This is a genomic window from Streptomyces sp. NPDC127190 (assembly GCF_042672505.1).
Lineage (GTDB): Bacteria > Actinomycetota > Actinomycetes > Streptomycetales > Streptomycetaceae > Streptomyces.
In genome coordinates this window covers 426,744-447,380 of record NZ_JBHXVE010000002.1, presented here as the reverse complement: position 1 = coordinate 447,380, position 20,637 = coordinate 426,744, and the positions used below count along the sequence as shown (strand labels likewise).

Here is a 20,637-nt window from a genome sequence, read left to right as displayed (position 1 = left end):
TTATTTTTTGGTGTTTCGCCCGCTCCCCCCCCCGGGGGGCGGGTGCCGGCCCTGCCGCCCCCCCCCCCCCGCGGGGGCGGCGCTCACGCCCCCGGCCCCCCCCGCGGTCGCGTCCTGCGTGGGTTTCGTCCTCATCGGCATGCTCCAGGCGCTCTACGGCCCGGCCGTGCCCGGTCTGCGCACCGCGTACGGTCTGTCCCCGGCCGGTGCGGGGCTCGGCCTGAGCCTGCACTTCACCGGCGGCGTCGCGGGGGTCCTGCTGTTCAACGTCGTCCACGCGCGGATCAGCAACAGCGCGCTGCTGGCGGGGAGTTACGGCCTGATGGCGGCGGGTGCGGCCGGGTTCGCGCTGGCACCGGCCTGGCCGCTCGCGCTGGCCTGCGCCTTTCTGGGCGGGCTCGGCTTCGGCGGCCTCGACTACGGCCTGAACCAGCTGTTCGCCGTCGGCTTCGGCGACCGTTCCACGGCCATGCTGAACGTCCTCAACGCCCACTTCGGCATCGGCGCGGTGCTCGGCCCGGCGGTGGTGGCGTGGGCGGGCCCGGAGCACTACACCTGGGCGTTCGGGGGGTCCGCGGCGCTGGCGGCGCTGCTGGTGGCCGGCGGCGCGCGGGGCGTCCGCACCCGCCCGCCCGAGGAGGGGACGGCACCGGCCGCCCCCGGCCGGCCCGGTGTCCTCCTCGGCTTCCTCGCCCTGTACATCCTCAATGTGGCCGTGGAGGCGGGCGTGGGCGGCTGGGAGCCGACCCATCTGGAGACCGTCGGGTACGGCAGCGCGGTGGCCGCGTCGGCGACGTCCGTGTACTGGCTGATGCTGACGGCGGGCCGCTTCCTGGTCGTCCCGCTCACCCTGCGGCACTCCCCCGAGCGGATCCTGACGGTGTGCACGGCCGGTATGACGGCCTGCCTGCTGCTGGCTCTGGTACGGCCGCTCGCGCCGGTCGCGTACGCGGGCGTCGGCCTGTTCATCGCACCGGTCTTCCCGACCGGCCTGCCCTGGCTCAACCGGGCGCTGCCCGGGGCGAGGCGGGCCGGTGCCTGGGTGATCGCCGCCTCGATGACCGGCGGCGTGGCGGCCCCGCCGCTGCTGGGCCTGGGCATCGAGGCGTCCGGCATCCACGCGGTCCCCTGGCTGCTGACCGCCCTCTCGGCGGCGTCGCTTCTGCCGACGGTGGGGCTGATCCGGCTGACCAGAGCGACCGCCCCTCCCTCCTAGGACCCCTAGGATGTAACCTAGGGCCCCTAGGAATCGGGGAGGTCGTGTCCCCGGCCGGTGAGGGCCCGTCCGCCGCGGCCCGGAGGGGATGTGCCATGGTCCGAGCGGGCCTCACCGCCGACCGTGTGGTCGCGGCCGCAGCCGAACTCGCCGACGAGGCGGGCTTCGAGAACCTCACCCTGTCCGCGCTGGCCCGCCGCTTCGGGGTGAAGGACGCGAGCCTGTACTCGCACGTCCGCGGCCTGGAGGACCTGCGTACCCGGCTCGCGCTGCACGCCGGCGGCGAGCTGATCGAGCGGATCGCCGTGGCCGTGGCCGGGCGCGCGGGGCGGGCGGCCCTGACCGCGTTCGCCGACGCCTACCGCGCCTACGCCCTGGAACACCCCGGCCGGTACGCGGCCACCCAGATCCGTATCGACCAGGCCCTGATCGCCGACTCCCCCGCGCTGCACCGCACCGCCGAGATCACTTACGGCATGCTGCGCGGCTACGGCCTCGGCGAACCCGACCTCACGGACGCCGTACGGCTGCTGCGCAGCACCTTCCACGGCTACTGCGTCCTGGAGGCCGCGGGCGGCTTCGGCGCCGAGCGGGACGTACGGGCGTCCTGGCACAAGGCGGTCGAGGCCCTGCACCTGGCCCTGACCCACTGGCCCCGGGAGACGACGAGCGATGACTGAACCACCGCACCACGACCGCACCGGCACCGGACCCGTGCTGCTCCTCCTGCCCGGCGGGGCCGGCCACCCGATGGGCCTCGGACCGCTCACCGAGCGGCTGGCGGCCCGCTTCACCGTGGTCACCTACGACCCGCTCGGCCTCGCCCACGGCCGGCTCGGCCTGCCGGTGCCCGAGCAGCGGGTGGCGGACTGGAGCGAGGGGGCGCACCGGCTGCTGGAGGCGGTGCTGCCCGAGGGGGAACAGGCGTATGTGTGCGGGACCAGTTCCGGCGGCATCGCGGCGCTGGACCTGCTCGCCCGGCACCCGGAGCGGCTCGCGCACGTGGTCGCGCACGAGCCGGCGTGCGTCGCCGCGCTGCCGGACGGCGCCGAGCGGCGGGCCGAGCTGATCGCGCAGCTGGACGGGGCCGAACGGCCGCCGGCCGAGGGCGCGGAGGCGACACCGTTCGGGGTCTTCCTGGCCCGGGTCCTGCACCCCTTCACCGCCTACGTCCCGGTCCGCGCAGCACCGCCCGGCCGGCTCACCGTCGCCGCCGGCTCCGACTCGCGCGGCCAGGTGCTGCACCGTACGGCCGGGTTCCTGGCCGAGCGGCTGGGCGGCGGCTTCGCGGAGTTCCCGGGCGGGCACCTCGGCACCGTCGATCATCCGGCGGAGTTCGCGGACCGGCTCACCGGGGTGCTGCTGGGAGCCAGCGCCTGCACCTCGGCGTAGGAGGGCGCCGTACCGCCCGGCGCCCGCCCGGCGGCGATATCGGCCACCGCGTCCAGTGCCGCCCCGAGCGCCCGCCGGTACAGCAGCGACCCGAGGCTGACCCGGCGGACGCCGAGGTCGGCGAGGTGGCCGAGGGCCGGTCCGGCGGGCGAGTAGAGGATGTTGAGCGGGGCGTCGAGACGGCGTACGAGGGCGGCGATCCGCGCCGGGTCGCTCAGCCCCGGCACGAACACCCCGTCGGCACCGGCCTGTTGGTACGCGTCCAGCCGCCGCAGCGTGTCGGTCTCGTCCCCGTCGCCGGACCAGTGGGTGTCGGTGCGGGCGTTGACGAACAGGCCGGGCACGGCCGCCTTCACGGCGGCGATCTTCGCCGCGTGCCGCGCGGCCGGCCCGAGCCCGTCCTCCAGGTTGATCCCGACCGCGCCCGCCTCCCACAACTGCCGTGCCAGTACGGCCACTTCCGCGGGGTCGTCGCTGAAGCCGTCCTCGGCGTCGACCGAGAGGAGCCAGGGCCCGGCGCCCAGGGTCAGGGCGAGCCGCAGGGTGTGCTCGCGGGTCGTACCCGCCCCGTCGGGCAACCCGGCGGCCGCCGCCACGGCGAGGCTGGACGTGGCGACCGCGGGGAACCCCCGGGCGGCCAGCGCGGCCGCCGAGGCGTGGTCCCAGGCGTTGGGCAGCAGCAGCGGCTCGCCGGGACGGTGGTGCAGCGCGGCGAACGGCGACACGGTCGGGTCTGCGGTCATACGGCCACCCTAGGGCCTCTCTTTCGGATCTTGCCGGCGTCGCGGGCCCTGGCACGCACATCTGCGGCGTTGTCGTCCCTCGCCGACACTCCGCGTCCCTAGGCGTCCGTCGTTTCGGCACCGGCCGAACCCTGCGGGCCACCGCGCGTCCTCGCCGTCGGGGCTACCGAAGGGGCACGGAGCTGCTCGGCTCCGGCGCACCCTTCTTCAATCGGTCGAGGACCTCACGCTCCGCGGACGACAGCGGAGGCTCGGCGGTCGGCGGGAGGTACGGCCCGGTCAGGGCGGCCAGCAGCGTCTTCGGCCACAGCACCCGCGCCGGGGACGCCCGGAGGCTGGTGACGTCCCACAGTGCCGCCGCCGCGTCGAAGGAGCCCGTCGCGGCCCTCGTCAGCCTGCGCGCGTAGCGGGCGGCGACCCGGTCGGCGAGCGTGGGCTCGCCGCCGGTCACGTCCGGGTACAGGACATCCATGCCGACGGCGGCCCGCCAGGCGGTGTCCACATGGCGGGCCACGCCGTGCAGGACCCGCCGGGACAGGCCGGGTCGGTCGAGGCCGCCGCGCCCCACCTCCCGGGCCAGCACCTGCGCGCCGAGCGCCGCGACCGACATGCCCTGGCCGTAGACCGGGTTGAAGGTCGCCAGCGCGTCGCCCAGCACGACGAACCGCTCGGGCCACCGCGGCGACCGCTCGAAGTACCGGCGGGAGTTGCTGGTGCTGCGGCCGCGGCTGACCACCACGTCGGTGAGGGCCTCCGCGCCGGAGATGAGCTGGCCGACGATCGGGTGCGGCAGGCTGAGCGTGTACGCCAGGAAACCCTGCGGGTCCTGCGGAGGTTCGCCGCCCCGGGTGCCGCCCGCGCTGACCATCCACCGGTTGCCCTCGACCGGGAGCACCATGGCGCTGCGGCCGGGCCGGCCGTCGTAGGGGTTCGGCTGCACCAGCGTGAGAGGGAACGATTCGGCGCCCGCCGGTGTGCGGTAGATCCGGGTGGCGTTGGTCAGTCCGGAGTCGAGCCGCCTCTCCTCCACCCCGCTGACGCCGATTCCGGCGAGCCATGTCAGGCTCCCCGAGCCACGACCGCTCGCGTCGACGACGAAGTCCGCCTCCACCTCGGACCCCAGCGTGGACTTTGCTCCGCCGAGCCGGACGCCGTGGACGCGCTCGGCGGTGCCGAGGAGCCCTTCCACCGTCGCCCGGTGGACCGAGACACCGGGGTGGGAGTCGAGCAGGGCCTGCCGCACGACCCAGTCCAGCAGCGCGCGCGTGCAGGTGATCATGGCGGGGCCGCCGTGTCGCCATCGCCGCAGCCACCCGCTGTCGGGAGTGAGGGCCAGCATGCCGTTGCCGAGGGCGACCTGGTGGGCGCCCGCGTCCAGGAGGCGGTCGCGCACACTCACCGGGAAGAGCGACTCCATGGCGGCCAGCCCGCCGGCCATGAGCAGATGGGCGTGCCGGCCCTGGGGGACCCCCCGCCGGTTCTCGGGGCCGGCCGCAAGCTCGTCCCGTTCGAGCAGGAGGATCCGCATCGAGGGATCGGCGACGGCCAGGGCCGCGGCGGCCACCAGCCCGGCGATGCCGGCTCCCACCACGACAGCTCTGTGTGACAACTCTCTCTCCCTGTAGTGCTCGTCGGCCGGCGTCACGTGGTTCCCACCTGGCCCGGTGCCGCCTCACGCAGGCCTTGCACGGCGTGCGCCAGCTCGACCAGATCGATGGTGACGCGGAACTTCTCCGGCGGATCGGCGGGGCCGTCACCGTGGCCCGACGCACGGCGTATACCGTCGATGATCATCGCTTCCTCCGAAGCGGCACGCGCCCTCTCCCCCGCCTCGCCGCGTGCCACGGCGGCCGCGTACGTCGTATGGCCCACGCGCTGGTCGATGTAGGCCGTCAGCTGGAGGAGGGCGTCGCGGATGTTCGCTTCCATGAGGTACAGGCGGTTGCTGGGCAGCTGCCACCAGAACTGCCACCAGGTCGGTTCGGCGACCGGGGCCGTGGCCACGTCCTTCACCGCCGACCAGAGGGGGCCGAGCGCCCGGTAGGTGGACAGGCTCTGCCGCTCCACGGCGGCCGCGGAGGCGAGGCGGGGCAGCACGAACCCGGCGCAGTAGATCAGCGCCCCGAGCGAGGCGGCGGGGGGAGCGACGTCGGTGGACAGGAAGTCCAGGTCGTACCCCAGCCAGCGCGCGGCGACCGCGGTGACCTTGGCGAGGGTGAAGCCGAGGACGTCGAGCAGCAGCCCGGCCAGGATCAGCCGGAGGCCGAGCCGGAGCAGCCCCGTGACCTCGTCACGCGCCCACTTCAGACAGACCGCGCTCAGGACGATGGTGCTCGCCAGATGACCCGTCAGGTAGAGGGCGATCATCTCCCGCATGTACGGGGTGTTCGCGTAGTAGGTGTCCAGGTCGGTGAGGCGCTCGGTGTGCGCGTCCGCGAGGCCGAACAGCACGACGATGGCGAGGATGAGGGTGCCGTAGACGACGACCGCCATCCGGGTCATCCGCCGGATCCGTTCCCTCGGCCCGCCCTTCCAGTGGAACAGCAGGACGATCAGGGAGCAGCTGAAGGCGGAGATGCAGCTGTACGTCAGCGGGGCGCCCGCGTTGGGAACGCCCGTGACGTCGTTGACCGCGGCGAGCGTGACCGGAGCGGACAGGAAGAAGCAGACGGCGGCGATGAACGCGGTGGCCCGGGTGGCGACGGACAGCGGGGAGCGCGGAGTCCTGCGCGGCCGGCGCAGCAGTATGGCGGCCAGGGCCAGCAGCGAGGACGCCAGGTACACGAGAAGGCTCATGTTCTTTCGCGGACTCCGTTCAGGGCCTTCGGACGCATGGGGGGGTTGGGAACGCGGATCCGGGGTCAGGCGGAGCGGGCCGGGGCGTGGCCCGGCTCGACGGCGCGCGCCGCACGCTCGGACCTCTTCACGGCGTCGGCGATCAGGACCAGGGACGCGGCGTCGCGCGGAGGGGAGAGCCGGGGTGGCGCGTCGGCGGGCCGGAGCACAGGCCCGGTACCGCGCCCGACGGCCTCGGCGATGGTCACCGCCCACGCGGCCGACGTCGCCCGGGTCCAGTCGCCGGTCTTCTCGAACTCCGCGAGCAGTGTCGCGTCGTGGAGCATCTCGTCGTAGAGCGTCTCGATCGCGAGGAGGCCGTTGTGGATGGTGCTCCAGCGCCAGGTGCCCCACAGGAAGGGGGAGCGCGGCCGCTCGACGCGCAGGGCACGGTCCGTCAGCACCGGGTCCAGCACCGCGTCGAGCGGCGCCAGCCGGACGTAGTCGCGCCAGGCGGACAGGTGCGGGCCGGCCAGCGGAAGGAGCACGCCCACCACGGTGAGCAGCGCGCCCAGTCCGGCGCAGACCGACGGGATCGACGTGCCCAGGACCGCCCAGTCCCGGCCGGTCCAGCGCGCGGCGACGGCGGCCAGCTTCGCGATGCTGTACCCGGAGCTGATCACCGTGCCGGTGCCGATCAGGAGCAGACTGGTGCGCAGCCAGGGCCGCTTGCGCACCTCCTCCTCGAAGCCCCAGCGCAGCGACCGGACGGCGCTGACGGCGACGGCCGTGAGATGCGCGACGAGGTACAGGACGACCATCTCGGCGATCCAGGGACTCGTCGCGTAGTACGTGTCGAAGTCGCTGCGGCGCTCCTCGGCGGCGTCACCGAGGGCGAAGAGGAGGGCGACACCGGCGAGGACGGCGGTGTACCCGAGGATCCAGCTCCGGGTCGTCCGGCGCAGCCCCGGGCCGCCCCGCCAGCAGGCGATCATGATCAGCAGTGCCGCGCTGTAGGCCGTGATCGAGGCATAGGTCAGGGGAGCGGCCAGGTTGGACACGCCGCTGACCCGGTTGATCACCCGCACCGAGGCGGGTGCCCCGAGCAGGAAGCAGAGCGAGGCGATCGCCAGCACGCCGTTGACGGCCCGCACCGAGGGCTCGCGCCAGTGCCGGAGCAGATCCGGCAGCTTCACCAGAAGTCCGGCCCACAGCAGGCCGCAGCTCGTGTAGTTGATCGCCCCGCTCATGTCCGGGTCCCCCGATAGTGCAGCGCGTCCGCGATACGGCGGGCCGTTTCGCCGGTGATCATGTCCCGCTCCATCAGCGCACGCATCTCCTGCCCGATCCGGATCCCGAAGAGCTCGGCATCTTTCTCCGGGTCCGCGTCGAAACGGGACCGGGCGGCGGCCGGCAGGGCGCCGTGCGCGTGCCCCGACTCCAGTGCCTCCCAGGCCCCGCTCGCCAGTTGCTCGGGCGTGAAACCGTCCTTCTGCCGCATGTGCCACAGCTCGTGTCCGAAGATCTGCGCCTGATGCCAGATCTCCGCGTCCTGCTCGATGATGACGTCGTCCCGGTCCGCGCGCTCCAGCCACATGCCCGTGGCCCTGAACTCGCGGGGGATGTGCACGCGGTGCACCACGAGCGGCCGGTCGCCGCGCCACCGCTGGGCGGACTCGACCAGGGCCTGGAACAGCGCTTCGGGGTCCTCCGGAGCCGCGCCGGCCAAGGTCTCGTCCCCGCAGGGGCCGCCCAGCCGGGCGCGGATGGGAGCCATCAGCGTCTCGACGAACAGCCGCATCTCCCGGTCGCGCCGCCGTAACCGCTGCCACTGGCGCAGCCGGGTCAGCGCCGTCACCGTACGCGCTCCAGGGTTGTGGCCAGTCTTGCGTAGGCGTCGTCTGCGGCCACCGAGTAGGTCTCCTGGGGCGTTGCTGAGCAGGGGTGTCGGGCTGACGCGAGGGTAACCGGCGGCACGTCGGCCGGTCGACAGGGGCGGGGAATCCGGCGTGAATGTGCGGGCTCGGCCGGCATGTCCGGTTCGGGCGGCCGCATCCCGCATCGGCCCCGCGCTCACCTCTGCGCGGTGACCTCCACCCCTGGCCCGGCCAGGTTCACCAGCAGCCGGCCGCCCCCGCTCCAGCCGACCTCCAGCAGCCCGGCACCCCGCGCCCGCACGGTGACCAGGTCGGCGAGCGGGGCGGGGTCCGGGGCGGCGGTGAGACGGCAGAGGGCGACGAACAGGGTGGGGGTCGCGCCGGTGGTGCCGGTGAGGGCGTCGGAGAGGCCCAGGGCGGGGAGGAGTTCAGCCCGCAGCCCCGGCCGGTCCGGCCAGCCCGTCAGCCGTACCGGGGTTCCGGGGGCCGCCCCGGCGACCAGATGGGCGCGCACCTCCGCAGCGCCCTCGGCGAGCACCACGCTGGTCACCGTGATGCCCTCGCGGACGGTGTGCCGGGAGGCGATCCAGCCGTCGCCGGTGCCGAGCGGCTCGATGTCCGTGCGGCTCGGGTCGCCGTCGACGAACACGCTGTTGTCGTACGACGGTACGGGCGTGGTGGCGGTGGAGTAGCCGAGCCGGGTGTAGTAGGGGTCGTAGCGGACGTCCTCGCTGCCGTGGTTGTGCAGCCTTACCAGACCGTCCGAACGGGTGGACTGGAGCAGCCAGTTGGGGACGGGCAGGGGGCGTACGGTGTCCGCGCGTTCGGCCGGGCCCGGTTCCTCCGGTGCCGTCCACACCGGGTGATCGGCCGGCAGCAGCAGGCCGAGGAAGCCCTTGCTCGCCCAGTAGGGGGAGGCCGGTCCCGAGTACCCCTGGAGCACGGTCTCGTCCGGGCCGAGCCAGCCGAGCGGCAGCAGGCCCCGCGCGTCGACCGCGCCGCCGTCGAGGAAGTACCGCAGGGCGCCCGAGGCCAGGCGCCGGGTCTCCCCCGGGGGCAGCGGGGTGTGGCCGGTGAGCGCGCCGAGCCAGAGCGGCGCGGCGGTCGCGAACCGGTAGGTCAGGGAGCGGCCCTGGTGCAGGGGGGCACCGTCGCCGCCGAAGAAGTGGGCGTAGTCGGCGAGATGACGGGTCAGCCGCCGGCCGTAGCGGTCGAGCAGTTCGGCGTCCTGGTCCAGCCAGGCGTGCAGAACCGGGTACAGGTGCATGGCCCAGCCGTTGTAGTAGTCGAACTTCCGGCCGTCGCCGTCGGTGTACCAGCCGTCGCCGAGGTACCAGTCCTCGATCCGCTCCAGCCCCCGGTCGATCGCCTTGCGCGCCGCCTCCTGCTGGTGTCCGATCTCCTGGAGGAAGCCGCCGACGGTCACCGGGAACAACTCCCAGTTGCACGGCCAGGCCTCGGCGGTGAGCGCGTCCTCCAGCCAGCCGGCCGTGCGCTGGCGTACGGAGTCGTCCAGGCGGTCCCAGAGCAGCGGCCGGGTCAGCCGCAGGGCGAGCGCGACCGAGGCGGCCTCGACGAGCGGCTGGCCGCGGTCCTCGATCTTCGGCCAGACCCCGCCGGGGCCGACGGCGAGGCCCTCGGCGTACCGGCCGAGCGCGGTCTCGTCGCGGCGGAAGGCGGCGAGCAGCAGGGTGCGGGCGTACCCTTCGAGGCCGTCGGAGAGACGGCCCGACCAGCTCTCGCGTGCGCCGGGCAGATGGTAGAGGGCACCGTCGGCGGTGCGATACGGCTCGACGGCGGCGAGCAGGGCGTCGGCCGCGGCTTCCCAGTGGGCCCGGCTGTACCCGGTGTACGGACTCGACGCACGGTCGTCGGCGGGCAGTTCGATCACGTCGGCGCCTCTCCCTTCCTGGCGAACCAGCCCGGGTCACCCCCGGCCATGCCCCAACTCCCTTGACCTTGCCCCCTGGAAAGCGCTTACGCAAGGCGATACGGTCCAGCGGCTGAACCCGTCCCCGAAGGAGACCCCCCATGTCCGTTTCCCCGCACAGCGCCCCCACCCGCCGCACCTTCGTGCTCGGCAGCGCGGCCGCCGCCGGCACGGCGACCCTGGCCGGGCCGCTCGCCGGTTCGGCGGCCGCCGCGGGCTTCGGCTGGAGCGACGACGGCTCCAACTACGTCGTCGACACCGGCGCGAACCTGGTCTTCAAGGTCAGCAAGACCAGCGGCGACCTGACCTCGCTGGTGTACAAGGGCACCGAGTACCAGGGCTACGGCGGCCGGAACTCGCACGTCGAGTCGGGCCTCGGCGCCTCGACCGTGACCCTCGCGCGGTCCGGCCCGACCATCCTGATATCGGTCGCCCACGGCACGCTCCGGCACTACTACGCGGCCCGCAGCGGCGAGAACAACATCTACCTGTGGACCCACAAGGCCGACGACTCGGTCACCGCGACCCGCTACATCGTGCGCGTGAGGGCGGGCCTGTTCCGCAACGACGAACCGGACTCCTACACGTACACCACCAGCACCGTCGAGGCCTCGGACGTGTTCGCGAAGCCCGACGGCCAGACCCGCTCCAAGCACTACTCCCGGCACCGGGTCATCGACTACGACTACATCGGCTGGAGCACCGGCAGCGTGGGCCTGTGGATCGTGCGCAGCAACCACGAGAAGGCGTCCGGCGGCCCGTTCTACCGCTCGCTGCTGCGCCACCAGAGCGCCGACGGCGGCGGCCTGTACGAGATCCTGTACTACGGCGAGAACCAGACCGAGGCCCAGCGGTTCGGGCTCCGGGGGCCGTACGTCATCGCGTTCACGGACGGCGGCGCACCCTCCCCGGCGCTGTACCACGGCACGCTGACGACGCCCTGGGCGGACTCGCTCGGGATCTCGGGCTATGTCCCGGACAGTGGCCGGGGCCGAGTGACGGGTGTCGGGATCGCCGGGCGGGACACCGCGTCCGCGTACACGGTCGGCCTGGCCAACTCGACCGCCCAGTACTGGGGTCCGGCCCGCGCCTCGGACGGGTACTTCTCGATCACCCGGGTGCTGCCGGGCACGTACACCCTGACCGTGTACAAGGGCGAACTGGCCGTCTACAGCACGCAGGTGACCGTGTCCGCGGGCGGCACCACCGCGCTGAACACGATCACCGTCCCGTCCACCAACGACCCGGCCAACGCGAGAGCCCTCTGGCGGATCGGCACCTGGGACGGCACGCCCCGCGGCTTCAAGAACGCGGACCTGATGACGTACGCGCACCCCTCGGACGCGCGGGCCGCCTCCTGGACCGGCAACGTGGTCATCGGCAGCGGCACCGAGACCTCCGCCTTCCCCTGCTATCTGTGGAAGGACGTCAACAGCGGTCTGCTGGTCTACTTCAAGCTGACCGCGGCGCAGGCCGCCGCCGCGCACACCCTGCGGATCGGCGTGACCACGGCCTACGCCAACGGCCGCCCGCAGGTCACGGTCAACGGCGCCTGGACGTCGGCGATCCCCGCCCCGCCCGCTCAGCCGGGCACCCGGTCCCTGACGGTGGGCTCCTACCGGGGCAACAACCACACCTTCAGCTACAGCATCCCGGCCAGCGCCTGGCAGACGGACACCAGCCGGTACAACGTGCTGAAGATCGACATCGTGAGCGGTTCCGGCACGACCGGCTTCCTCAGCGCGGGCACGGCGATCGACGCGATCGACCTGCTGGCCTGATCGCCTCAACCACCGCGCTTCCACTGCTGGTTGGCGCCGCCGTTGCAGGTGTAGGTGATGACCGGCGCCGAGTCGGCGGTGGACGCGCCGGAGACGTCCAGGCACTCTCCGCTGGCCCGGGCCCTGAGGGTGACGTAGGAGCCGGAGGCGGCCACCGACCACTGCTGGCTGGTGGCGCCGGTGCAGTTCTCCTGGGTGACGTCGGTGGCGTTCTCCTGGAGACAGAGCGAGCTGCCCCGGCCCATCAGCGCGTAGTAGCCGTTGCCGAGGTCCTTGAACCACCACTTCTGGTTGCCGCCGCCGTTGCAGGTGTACTGGCTGACGGCGACGCCCTGCCACAGCGACTGGTTCGGCACGTCGGCGCACTTGGAGCTGTGCCGGGCGATCAGCGTGTTGTACGTCGCCGCGGTCCCGCCGATCGTGCCGGCGGCGGTGTCGACGGTGATCTCCGGGTACCAGGACATCGTCATCGAGGTCGCGGTCGGGAAGGCCAGCGGCAGCCACACGAAGCGCGAGTCGTTGACGGTGCCGCCGAAGGAGTTGCCCCAGCGGTCGCCCATGTACAGGTACGAGGTGCCCGACGTGCCCTGCACCGGCAGGACGTAGGCGGTCTGCGAGCCGTAGGCGGTGGAGTCGCCGACGTTGGTCCAGGGGGTCCAGGGGCCGGTGAGGGAGGTGGCGGTGGCGTACTGCTGCTGGTTGGGCTCCCAGCCGGTGGCGCCCGAGGTCAGCATGAAGTACACGCCGCCCCGCTTGAACAGGGCCGGTGCCTCGCGGTGGCCGCCGGGCCAGGGGTTGGCGACCAGGCTGTCGATGCCGGTGTAGTCGGCGGTGAGCCGGTAGATGTGCAGGTCGTTGTTGTTGTTGGCCGAGGACACCAGGTAGCCGGTGCCGTCGGTGTCGACGAAGGTGGTCAGGTCGCGGGACTGGTTGTCGCCGAGCGGCTGGAAGCTGCCCCGGTAGCTGTAGCTCCCGTCGACGGTGCCGGAGACGGCGACGGCGGTGCGGGCCTGGCTGTAGTCGACGCCGTTCTCCTTGTGCATCCACATCACGAACCGGCCGGTGGCCGCGTTGTAGACGACCTTCGGGCGCTCGATGTAGGCGGTCTGGAGCTCGGCGGCGGACGACTGGCTGAGGACATGGCCGCGGAACTCCCAGTTCCGCAGGTCCGTGGAGCGGTAGCAGTCGACGTATCGGAAGGTGTTGTCGGCGTTGCGGTCCTCGCCGAACCAGTAGTAGTACGCGCCGACCTTGATGACCCCGCCGCCGTGGGCGTGCACGGCGTTGCCCGAGGTGTCGGTGAACTGGACGCCGTTGGTGAGGGTCTGCGCCGCCGCCTGGGCGGGGCCGGCCGTCGCCAGGGCCGCCGCGAGGGCGCAGGCCAGGGCGAGCAGGATCGCGTAGGCACGTCTCATCTCACGCACGCTCCTTCCCGGTGCCGGCGGGGGTGTCCGCCACGGGGACGCCGAAGTCCGGGGTGCCGTCCGGCTTCCAGCCGAGCTTCTGGATCCGGGTGTGCCGGTTGGGATCGTTCAGGGGGTCGCCGGTGATCTCCTTGTAAGGGCGGGCGTGGTAGACGAGGACGTCGCTGTGGCCGTCCTCGGCGACGGTGAAGCAGCTGTGGCCGGGGCCGTACTGCCGGGTGACGTCGCTGCTGGTGAAGACCGGGACCGGGGACTTGGCCCAGCTGGCGGCGTCCATCAGGTCGCTGTCGGCGTCGGCGGTCAGCAGGCCCATGCAGTAGTGGTGGTCGGTGGCGCTGGCCGAGTAGGTGAGGAAGACCCGGCCGTTGCGCTGGAGGGCGTACGGCCCCTCGTTGACCTTGTAGCCGACGCACTCCCAGTCGTACTCGGGGGTGGACAGCCGCACCTGGGGGCCGGTGAGGGTCCAGGGGTCGGCCATCCTCGAGATCCACAGCGCGGTGTTGTTGTCCATGCCGGGCTCGTGCTGGGCCCAGACCAGGTAACGGGTGCCGCGGTGCTTGAAGGTGGTGGCGTCGAGGGAGAAGGTCTCCCAGGCGGTCCGGATCTGTCCCCGCTCGGTCCAGGTGCCCTGGAAGGGATCGGGGTGGGCGTTCTCCAGGACCCAGATGCGGATGGCCCACACGTCCTCGGCCGGCGCGGAGGCGAAGTAGATGTACCACTTGCCGCCGATGCGGTGCAGCTCCGGCGCCCAGATGTGGGCGCTCATCGGGCCGCTGGTGTGCGCCCGCCAGATCACCGACTCGGCGGCGGTGGCGAGGCCGTTCAGGGTGCGGGCGCGGCGCAGGACGATGCGGTCGTACTCGGGCACGGTGGCCGTGAAGTAGTACTGGCCGTCGATGTGCCGGATGATGTGCGGGTCGGCGCGCTGGCGGACCAGGGGGTTCAGGTACGGGGCGGTGTGCCGGGCGCGGGGGGTGGCCTGGGCGATGCCGGGGGCCGCGGCGAGGGCGCCGGCGGCCAGGGCGGCGCTCTTCAGCATCAGTCGGCGGCTGGGGGCTTCGGGCAGGTCGTGGTCGCGGCTCATGCGGAGTGCCTCTCGGTGGGGAAGGGCAGGTCCGGGAGAGAGCCGGCCGCGGCGTGATCGATATACCGGACGGCATCTGTGATCCCGAACGCCGAAAAGGTACGGGTGAGCCACCGGGGGGTCAATGGGTTGGACGCGAGAAGAGGGAAAGCCCTTTCCGAGAGGCGAACTGGCTGATACGCGGTATCAGTTGAGGTAGTCCACGCGCCCGTCGTCGTCCATCTCCAAGGGACCGTCCGGGATGATGCAGAACTCGTTGCCCTCGGGGTCCGCCATCACCAGGAAACCGCCGTCGGCGTACTCCTCCAGCCGGCGCCCGCCGAGCGCCTCGACCCGCTGCTGCTCGGCCTCGGGATCGGGAGAGCTGATGTCGAAGTGCATCCGGTTCTTGCCGGACTTGGGCGCGGCGGTGCGCTGGAAGCCCAGGCCCAGGCCGTCCTCCCGGCGCAGCCAGACATAGGGGCCCGTGCGGGCCACGACCGGCCTGCCGAGCAGCTCGGACCAGAACAGGGCGAGCCGCTCGGGGTCCACGGCGTCGACGACCAGGGCGTTGATCTGCATGCGTGCGGCTGTCATGCCCCGATCCTCTCAAGCGGGCCGGGGCGGTCAGGCCTCGACCGGAGGTTCGGCGCGGCCACGCAGCCACACGTAGACCGGGATGCCCGCGAAGAGGAACAGCACCCCCTGGTAGACGGCCGCGTACCCGGCGCCCGCGATCAGCCAGAAGGAGAAGGCGAAGGAGAGCGCGGCGACGACGAGGTCGCGGACCAGGCCGGCCGGGCGGACCCGGGCGCGGGAGCCCCGGACGAGCCAGAACAACTGGGCGGCGGCCGACAGGAGATAGGGCACACAGCCGGTGAAGGTGGTGATGAGGACCAGCACCCGGAAGGTGGCGTCCGGGCCCGCCGTGTAGTTCAGGGCGATCAGGACCGTGCCGAGCACCGCGCAGGCCCACACCCCGAAGCCGGGCACGCCGCCCGCACCGGCCTTCGCGAACGGCGCCGGGAAGAGCCCGTCGCGAGCGGCGGCGTACGGCATCTGCGCGGCGAGCAGGATCCAGCCGTTGAGGCAGCCGACGACGGACACGACGGCGACCAGGGCGATCGCGGTGCCGCCCCAGTGCCCGCCGGTCATCGCGTTCACCGCGTCGGCGAACGGCGCACCGGACCTGGCCAGCCGCTCGTGCGGGACCAGGCCGAAGACGGCGACCGTGCCGAGCAGATAGACGAGGGCCGAGCCGAGGGTGCCGAGGACGCTCGCGCGGCCCACCGTGCGCTCGGGGTCCGCCACCTCGCCCGCGCTCACCGCGGCCGACTCGACCCCGAGGAAGCTGTACAGCAGCAGCGCGGCGGAGGCCGCGACGGCGCCCGGGACACTCTCCCCGGAGGCGTTGAACGGGCCGAAGTTGTCCTCCCGGACGAAGAACAGGCCGATGGTGGCGACGAGGACCAGCGGCACGAACTTCAGCACGGTGCAGACGAGCTGCACCACACCGACGACCCGGGTGCCGGCGAAGTTCGCGGCGGCGGGCAGCCACAGCGCGGCCAGCGCGACCAGCCCCTGGAGCAGCCGGTTGCCGTGCAGCGGAATGAGGACGTCGACGTAACCGACGACGGCGACCGCGAGCGCGGCGATGCTCACCCAGCACATCGTCCAGTACGACCACGCCGACAGAAACCCCGCGAACGGCCCGAACGCGTCCCGCGGATACACGTACAGCCCGCCGGTGACCGGGCTGCGCCGGGCCAGCCTGCCGAAGAGCAGGGCCAGAAGGACGGCCGCCACGGACAGCACGGCGAACGCGAGCAGGCTGACGGTGCCGTACGGGGCGACGGCGGACGGCAGGGCGAAGATGCCGCCGCCGATGATGTTGCCCATCACCAGGGCGGTCGCGGTGGCCAGGCCGAAGGTGCGGCGCCTCGGCGTGGGAGCGGCGGGCGTGTCGGCCGCTTCGGCGGGGTGGGCGGGTCCGGTGGAGCTGGGGGCTGTCATGGCGGTTCCGTCACGGGAAGAAGAGCGGGGAGGGGTGGGTGCGTGATCGTAACCCCCGAGTCCACATGGTGGGCGATCTGTTCATGAAATGGACACAATCAGCGGCGGATCCCAGGGTTTCCGCAGGTCAGACGCGGCATGGTGGGCTGTTCACCTGCTGGACGGCCCGATCCGGCCGGGCTCCGCTTCGACTAGCGTCGGGACATGACCAGCTATCCCTCCCCCAGCCTCGCCGACGCCCTCGCCGCCGGAACGGTCGTGCTCGACGGCGGTATGTCCAACCAGCTGGAGTCGGCCGGGCACGACCTGAGCGACGCCCTGTGGTCCGCGCGGCTGCTCGCCGAGCGGCCGGAGGCGGTCACCGAGGCGCATCTCGCCTACTACCTCGCCGGTGCGAGCGTCGCCATCACCGCCAGCTACCAGGCCACCTTCGAGGGCTTCGCCCGGCGTGGCATCGGCCACGAGGAGGCCGCGCGTCTGCTCGCGCTCAGTGTGGAACTGGCCCGCGACGCGGCGCGGCAGGCCCGGGCGGCGGGCGTCGGGCGGCCGCTGTGGGTGGCCGCGTCGGTCGGGCCGTACGGCGCGATGCTCGCCGACGGCTCCGAGTACCGCGGCCGGTACGGGCTGAGCGTCGCCGAGCTGGAGCGCTTCCACCGGCCGCGGCTGGAGGTGCTGGCCGCCGCCGCGCCGGACGTCCTCGCGCTGGAGACCGTGCCGGACAGCGACGAGGCGGTCGCGCTGCTCCGGGCGGTGCGCGGGCTGGGGGTGCCGGCCTGGCTGTCGTACACCGTCGACGGCCGGCAGACCCGCGCCGGGCAGCCGCTGGAGGAGGCGTTCGCGCCCGCCGCCAAGGCCGAGGAAGTGATCGCGGTGGGCGTGAACTGCTGCGATCCCGAGGATGTGACCCCGGCCGTGGAGATCGCGGCGCGGGTCACCGGCAAGCCGGTCGTGGTGTATCCGAACAGCGGCGAGGCCTGGGACGCGGCGGCGCGGGCCTGGACGGGGCGCACCCGGTTCGCCACCGGTCAGGTCGCGAGCTGGCAGGCGGCCGGGGCACGGCTCATCGGGGGCTGCTGCCGGGTGGGCCCGGAGGCGATCGCCGCGCTCGCGGACGCGGTGGGCGGGCAGGGCGCGTAGGGCGGGGCCGTCCGGTGGGGCGCGCGCAGACGCTCGTGCGGATGCCCGGGTCCCGTCCGCACAGTCCCCCGCGCGAGGGGTGGAGGTGTGCCCGAGGGCCCGGCGGGTGCGCCTTTCAGCGCCTGACCGCGCGGGGGAGCGCCAGCGGGCGCCCGGCGATCGAACAGCGCCTCCTGACGCCGGTGACGGCGCGTGCTCGGATCAGTACGGTCGGTTGCGGGATCGGGGGATGCGCCCGGCCGACACCTCAGTGACCTGCCCCGCCGCCCCACAGCCGTGGGCCGCCCGGACCTCCCACCGGGCGGCCGGCTCCTTGCGCGCCGCACCGGCTGCCCGGAGCCTCAGCGGCGCCGCGCCCCGACCGACCGGCGGAGTCTGCGCACCGCTCCCGCCAGTTCCGCTCCCGGGGCGCGGATCTCCGCGGGCGGGCCGGGTTCCGCCGGCCACAGGGCGATCTCCGCGTCCCGGGGGCCGTACACGGTGGAGGGATCGCCCTCCCCGAAGACCCGTACGGGATGGGTGGCGTCCCACGGCTGCCAGCCGGGGTCCGCTCCGGCGGCGAACCGGACCCATGCCGCGTGCATCGCGTCGCACAGCTCCTGCGGCGCGCCCTCGCCGGCCAGCCGCCGGGACTCGGGTACGGCCGCCGAGTCGAAGACGAAGCCCAGTTCCAGGGCGTGGCAGGCGCCGAGGCCGGGGAGGCGGGAGGGCCAGGCGAACTCGTAGAGCCAGGAGCTGCCGGGGCGGGCGTCGGCGAGCCGGTGCAGCGGCACGCGCAGCAGGTGGTCGGTGACCATCTGGCCGACGATCTCGGCGGTGCCCGCGTCCGGGTGCAGGACCCGGTAGGCGCGGGGTACCTCGTGGCCGGTGTGGCAGCGGGCCATGGCGCCGGCGAGGGCGACGGCGCCGAGCCGGTCGACGCGTTCCAGCAGTCCGCCGGGCACGAGCCACAGCCGGTACTCGTCCCGGGTCCAGCCCATGAGCAGCTCGACGTCCGGGGCGGCGTCCCCGGCGAGCAGGGCCTTGAGCGGGTCGCGGGGGACGAGGTCGCCGTCCACGACGATGCCGAAGGCCGGGCCGCCCAGCACCGGGCTGCTGAGCCGGCCGACCTCGGCCTGGGTGCGCAGCAGCAGCTCGCGGTCGACGGCGGCGAAGGCCTCGGCGGTGGCGGGGATCTTCAGCCGGGCGGCCATCCGGCGCACCATGCGCCGTACCTTGTCGCGGTCCGCGGCCTCGGGCGGGCCGCTTTGCAGCACGGCGCGCCGGATCAGGCCGCGGGCCGGGGGCGCGGCGAGCAGGGCACCGACGCTGATGGCGCCGGCGGACTGGCCGCACAGCGTGATCCGGCCGGGGTCGCCGCCGAAGGCCTCGATCGCGTCGTGCACCCAGTGCAGCGCGGCCAGCTGGTCGCGCAGCCCCGGGTTGGGCGGTGCGTCGGGGAAGAGTCCGTAGCCTTCGACGCCCAGCCGGTAGTTGACCGAGACACAGACGACGCCGTCGCGGGCGAAGGTGGCGCCGTCGTAGACGGGTACGGCGGAGGAGCCCCTGGTCAGGGCGCCGCCGTGCAGCCAGACCAGGACCGGGAGGCGGGCGCCGGGGTCCGGGTCGGGGGTCCAGACGTTGAGGTTGAGACAGTCGTCGCCGGGGATCACCGGATCGGACAGGTAATGGGCGAACACCTCGGAGTACGGCGGTTTCGGCGCGGTCGGACCGAAGGCGGCCGCGTCCCGGACCCCGTCCCAGGGGTCGGGTGGCTGGGGCGGGCGGAACCGCCGGGGGCCGAAGGGCGGGGCGGCGTACGGGATGCCCCGGAACACCGCGACACCCCGCTCGTACCGGCCGCGTACGGCCCCGTGGGGGGTTCTGACCACGGGGCCTGTCTGGTCTGCCGTCATCGCCACCAGCCCTTCGCCGGACTGTCGCACCGCGCTCGGCGACGCGTGTGCCCTGTACACATCAGAGCACCACACTGCGCGGATGTATTCCGGTGCTGGGGCCGGTCGCTGGGCCGTTCGGCGTACGTGCGGCTACTTGGCGTACATCAGCGTGCCGAAGCCGAGCTGGTCGTAGCCGCCGGAGGTGGAGCCGTAGTCCCCGCCGCCGCCCTCGGGCGCGACGGAGTCGCTCATCCGGGCGATGTACGGGTCGTCGAGGTGGAGGCGCCGGTTGTAGTGGTAGTGGAGCATGGCCCACACCGGGCGGAGCTGGCCCCGGGACTCGTCGGAGATGACGGTCTGGGACTGCTCGGCGCAGTCCTGGCCGCTGCCCCAGGTGTAGGTGGTGAAGGGGACGTCCTCGCCGAGGTTGTACTTGGCGACGTACTGGGCGGCCTTCATGAAGCGGCGGCCGTCGTAGGAGTACAGGTCGTCGCCCTGGTTCCAGGCCATCTCGCACAGGGCGCCCATCTGGCCCATGCCCATCAGGGTGTGCCCCTGGTCACGGCCGGACTCCTGCCACTGGCCGAGTTCGTGGCCGTCCGCGTCGGTGTGGAGGTAGGGCACGGCGTGTCCGATGGAGCCGTTGCCGGCGCCCTTCTTGAAGTACGTGACGGCCTGGTCGTACGTGGCGGTGTCGTCGGTGAGGATGCCGATGGCCATGACCGAGGCCATGGTGCACAGGTCCCAGTTGGCCCAGTAGTGGGTGACACAGGCGTCGTTGTGGCGGGTCAGGAACTGGTTGTTCAGCGGGTGGAAGACGCCCGTCATCATCTCCTGGAAGGCGCGCAGGTCGAAGCCCGGGTAGCCGCGCATCAGCTCGGCGGCGTTGGCGAACTGCCAGCCGTAGATGCCCGCGGCGAGGAAGCGGTCGGAGTTGCCGGTGATGGTGGTGAGGGTGGACGCCCAGGCGTTGAGGATGCGTGCGGCGCAGTCGCCGTGGGCGGCGGTGCCGGCGATGTTCCAGCGCAGGGCGTTCTGGTAGGCGGCGGCGATGTCGTGGAAGAGGATGCCGTAGTTCTCGCCGGTGCCGCCCCGGACGATGGTGGCCTGGGGGTTGGGGGTCCAGGTGGACTGGGCGTGGTCGTTGGCGGTCAGCCGGTGCCAGCCGGAGAGCCAGGGTTCGTCGCCGGCCGCGACGCGGATCTTGGCTCGGTTGATGTCACCCGCGTTGTGGAGCATCCCGGGGTGGGTGAAGGCCGCAGGTGCCGCGTCCGCCCTGGGGGCGGCGGACGCGGAGCCGACGGCGAGAGCGGCGGCGAGACCGGTGGCGGTCCGCAGCAGACCGCGGCGGCTCGGCGCGCCGGTGTGGGGGTGGGGGTGGTGTTCTTCGCGGCGGTTCATCGCGATGT

Annotated in this window: 17 protein-coding genes; 5 read left to right on the top strand and 12 right to left on the bottom strand. The window is 73.2% G+C overall.

Annotated elements, in window-relative coordinates:
• Nucleotides 1-139: 139 nt before the first annotated feature.
• The 3 genes from ACFVIU_RS05240 to ACFVIU_RS05230 all read left to right on the top strand — a co-directional run bounded on the left by ACFVIU_RS05240 (nucleotide 140) and on the right by ACFVIU_RS05230 (nucleotide 2,608).
• On the top strand, nucleotides 140-1,216 hold the full coding sequence (locus ACFVIU_RS05240; RefSeq protein ID WP_385840837.1) for an MFS transporter: 1,077 nt from the start codon (nucleotides 140-142) through the stop codon (nucleotides 1,214-1,216).
• A 95-nt stretch (nucleotides 1,217-1,311) separates the two neighbouring features.
• Nucleotides 1,312-1,896 carry a TetR/AcrR family transcriptional regulator gene (locus ACFVIU_RS05235; RefSeq protein ID WP_385840728.1) on the top strand — a complete coding sequence of 195 codons (585 nt, stop codon included), beginning with the start codon at nucleotides 1,312-1,314 and terminating at the stop codon, nucleotides 1,894-1,896.
• Entirely contained in the window at nucleotides 1,889-2,608 is a 720-nt protein-coding gene (locus tag ACFVIU_RS05230) for an alpha/beta fold hydrolase (protein ID WP_385840727.1), read from the top strand. Before ACFVIU_RS05235 ends, ACFVIU_RS05230 begins: the two co-directional genes overlap by 8 nt.
• On the opposite strand, the gene ACFVIU_RS05225 is transcribed toward ACFVIU_RS05230, so the two are convergent.
• The 6 genes from ACFVIU_RS05225 to ACFVIU_RS05200 form a co-directional block, all read right to left on the bottom strand.
• Nucleotides 2,539-3,351, bottom strand: a complete 813-nt coding sequence (locus tag ACFVIU_RS05225; RefSeq protein ID WP_385840726.1) for an isocitrate lyase/phosphoenolpyruvate mutase family protein — start codon at nucleotides 3,349-3,351, stop codon at nucleotides 2,539-2,541. The two genes, ACFVIU_RS05230 and ACFVIU_RS05225, sit on opposite strands and share 70 nt — an antisense overlap.
• Before the next feature lie 163 nt (nucleotides 3,352-3,514).
• Nucleotides 3,515-4,960, bottom strand: coding sequence for an NAD(P)/FAD-dependent oxidoreductase (locus tag ACFVIU_RS05220; RefSeq protein ID WP_385840725.1), 1,446 nt, complete (start codon nucleotides 4,958-4,960; stop codon nucleotides 3,515-3,517).
• 32 nt (nucleotides 4,961-4,992) lie between these two features.
• Nucleotides 4,993-6,147: an MAB_1171c family putative transporter gene (locus ACFVIU_RS05215; RefSeq protein WP_385840724.1), complete on the bottom strand. Its 1,155-nt coding sequence runs from the start codon at nucleotides 6,145-6,147 to the stop codon at nucleotides 4,993-4,995.
• 65 nt (nucleotides 6,148-6,212) lie between these two features.
• Nucleotides 6,213-7,376, bottom strand: a complete 1,164-nt coding sequence (locus ACFVIU_RS05210) for a hypothetical protein (protein ID WP_385840723.1) — start codon at nucleotides 7,374-7,376, stop codon at nucleotides 6,213-6,215.
• Nucleotides 7,373-7,984 (bottom strand): toxin, encoded by a 612-nt coding sequence (locus ACFVIU_RS05205; protein ID WP_385840722.1) that lies wholly within the window; start codon nucleotides 7,982-7,984, stop codon nucleotides 7,373-7,375. The genes ACFVIU_RS05210 and ACFVIU_RS05205 overlap by 4 nt, the downstream gene beginning before the upstream one ends.
• Nucleotides 7,985-8,199: 215 nt before the next feature.
• Nucleotides 8,200-9,891, bottom strand: a complete 1,692-nt coding sequence (locus ACFVIU_RS05200; protein ID WP_385840836.1) for a DUF2264 domain-containing protein — start codon at nucleotides 9,889-9,891, stop codon at nucleotides 8,200-8,202.
• Between the two features lie 143 nt (nucleotides 9,892-10,034).
• On the opposite strand from ACFVIU_RS05200, the gene ACFVIU_RS05195 reads away from it, so the two are divergent.
• Nucleotides 10,035-11,714, top strand: a complete 1,680-nt coding sequence (locus ACFVIU_RS05195; protein ID WP_385840720.1) for a rhamnogalacturonan lyase B N-terminal domain-containing protein — start codon at nucleotides 10,035-10,037, stop codon at nucleotides 11,712-11,714.
• A gap of 5 nt (nucleotides 11,715-11,719) precedes the next feature.
• Here the strand turns inward: ACFVIU_RS05195 and ACFVIU_RS05190 are convergent, their stop codons facing one another.
• The 4 genes from ACFVIU_RS05190 to ACFVIU_RS05175 form a co-directional block, all read right to left on the bottom strand.
• Entirely contained in the window at nucleotides 11,720-13,129 is a 1,410-nt protein-coding gene (locus tag ACFVIU_RS05190; RefSeq protein ID WP_385840719.1) for an RICIN domain-containing protein, read from the bottom strand.
• A 1-nt stretch (nucleotide 13,130) separates the two neighbouring features.
• Nucleotides 13,131-14,222, bottom strand: a complete 1,092-nt coding sequence (locus tag ACFVIU_RS05185) for a family 43 glycosylhydrolase (protein WP_385840718.1) — start codon at nucleotides 14,220-14,222, stop codon at nucleotides 13,131-13,133.
• 186 nt (nucleotides 14,223-14,408) lie between these two features.
• Nucleotides 14,409-14,798, bottom strand: coding sequence for a VOC family protein (locus tag ACFVIU_RS05180; RefSeq protein ID WP_385840717.1), 390 nt, complete (start codon nucleotides 14,796-14,798; stop codon nucleotides 14,409-14,411).
• Between the two features lie 30 nt (nucleotides 14,799-14,828).
• Nucleotides 14,829-16,214 (bottom strand): amino acid permease, encoded by a 1,386-nt coding sequence (locus tag ACFVIU_RS05175; protein WP_385840716.1) that lies wholly within the window; start codon nucleotides 16,212-16,214, stop codon nucleotides 14,829-14,831.
• 204 nt (nucleotides 16,215-16,418) lie between these two features.
• Between ACFVIU_RS05175 and mmuM the strand changes: the two genes are divergently transcribed.
• On the top strand, nucleotides 16,419-17,351 hold the full coding sequence (mmuM, locus tag ACFVIU_RS05170; RefSeq protein WP_385840715.1) for a homocysteine S-methyltransferase: 933 nt from the start codon (nucleotides 16,419-16,421) through the stop codon (nucleotides 17,349-17,351).
• Between the two features lie 341 nt (nucleotides 17,352-17,692).
• Here mmuM and ACFVIU_RS05165 read toward each other — a convergent pair whose 3' ends face one another.
• Together ACFVIU_RS05165 and ACFVIU_RS05160 are read right to left on the bottom strand one after the other, a co-directional pair.
• Nucleotides 17,693-19,246 (bottom strand): carboxylesterase/lipase family protein, encoded by a 1,554-nt coding sequence (locus ACFVIU_RS05165; protein ID WP_385840713.1) that lies wholly within the window; start codon nucleotides 19,244-19,246, stop codon nucleotides 17,693-17,695.
• A 132-nt stretch (nucleotides 19,247-19,378) separates the two neighbouring features.
• Nucleotides 19,379-20,629 carry an alginate lyase family protein gene (locus ACFVIU_RS05160; protein ID WP_385840712.1) on the bottom strand — a complete coding sequence of 417 codons (1,251 nt, stop codon included), beginning with the start codon at nucleotides 20,627-20,629 and terminating at the stop codon, nucleotides 19,379-19,381.
• Between the last annotated feature and the right edge of the window lie 8 nt (nucleotides 20,630-20,637).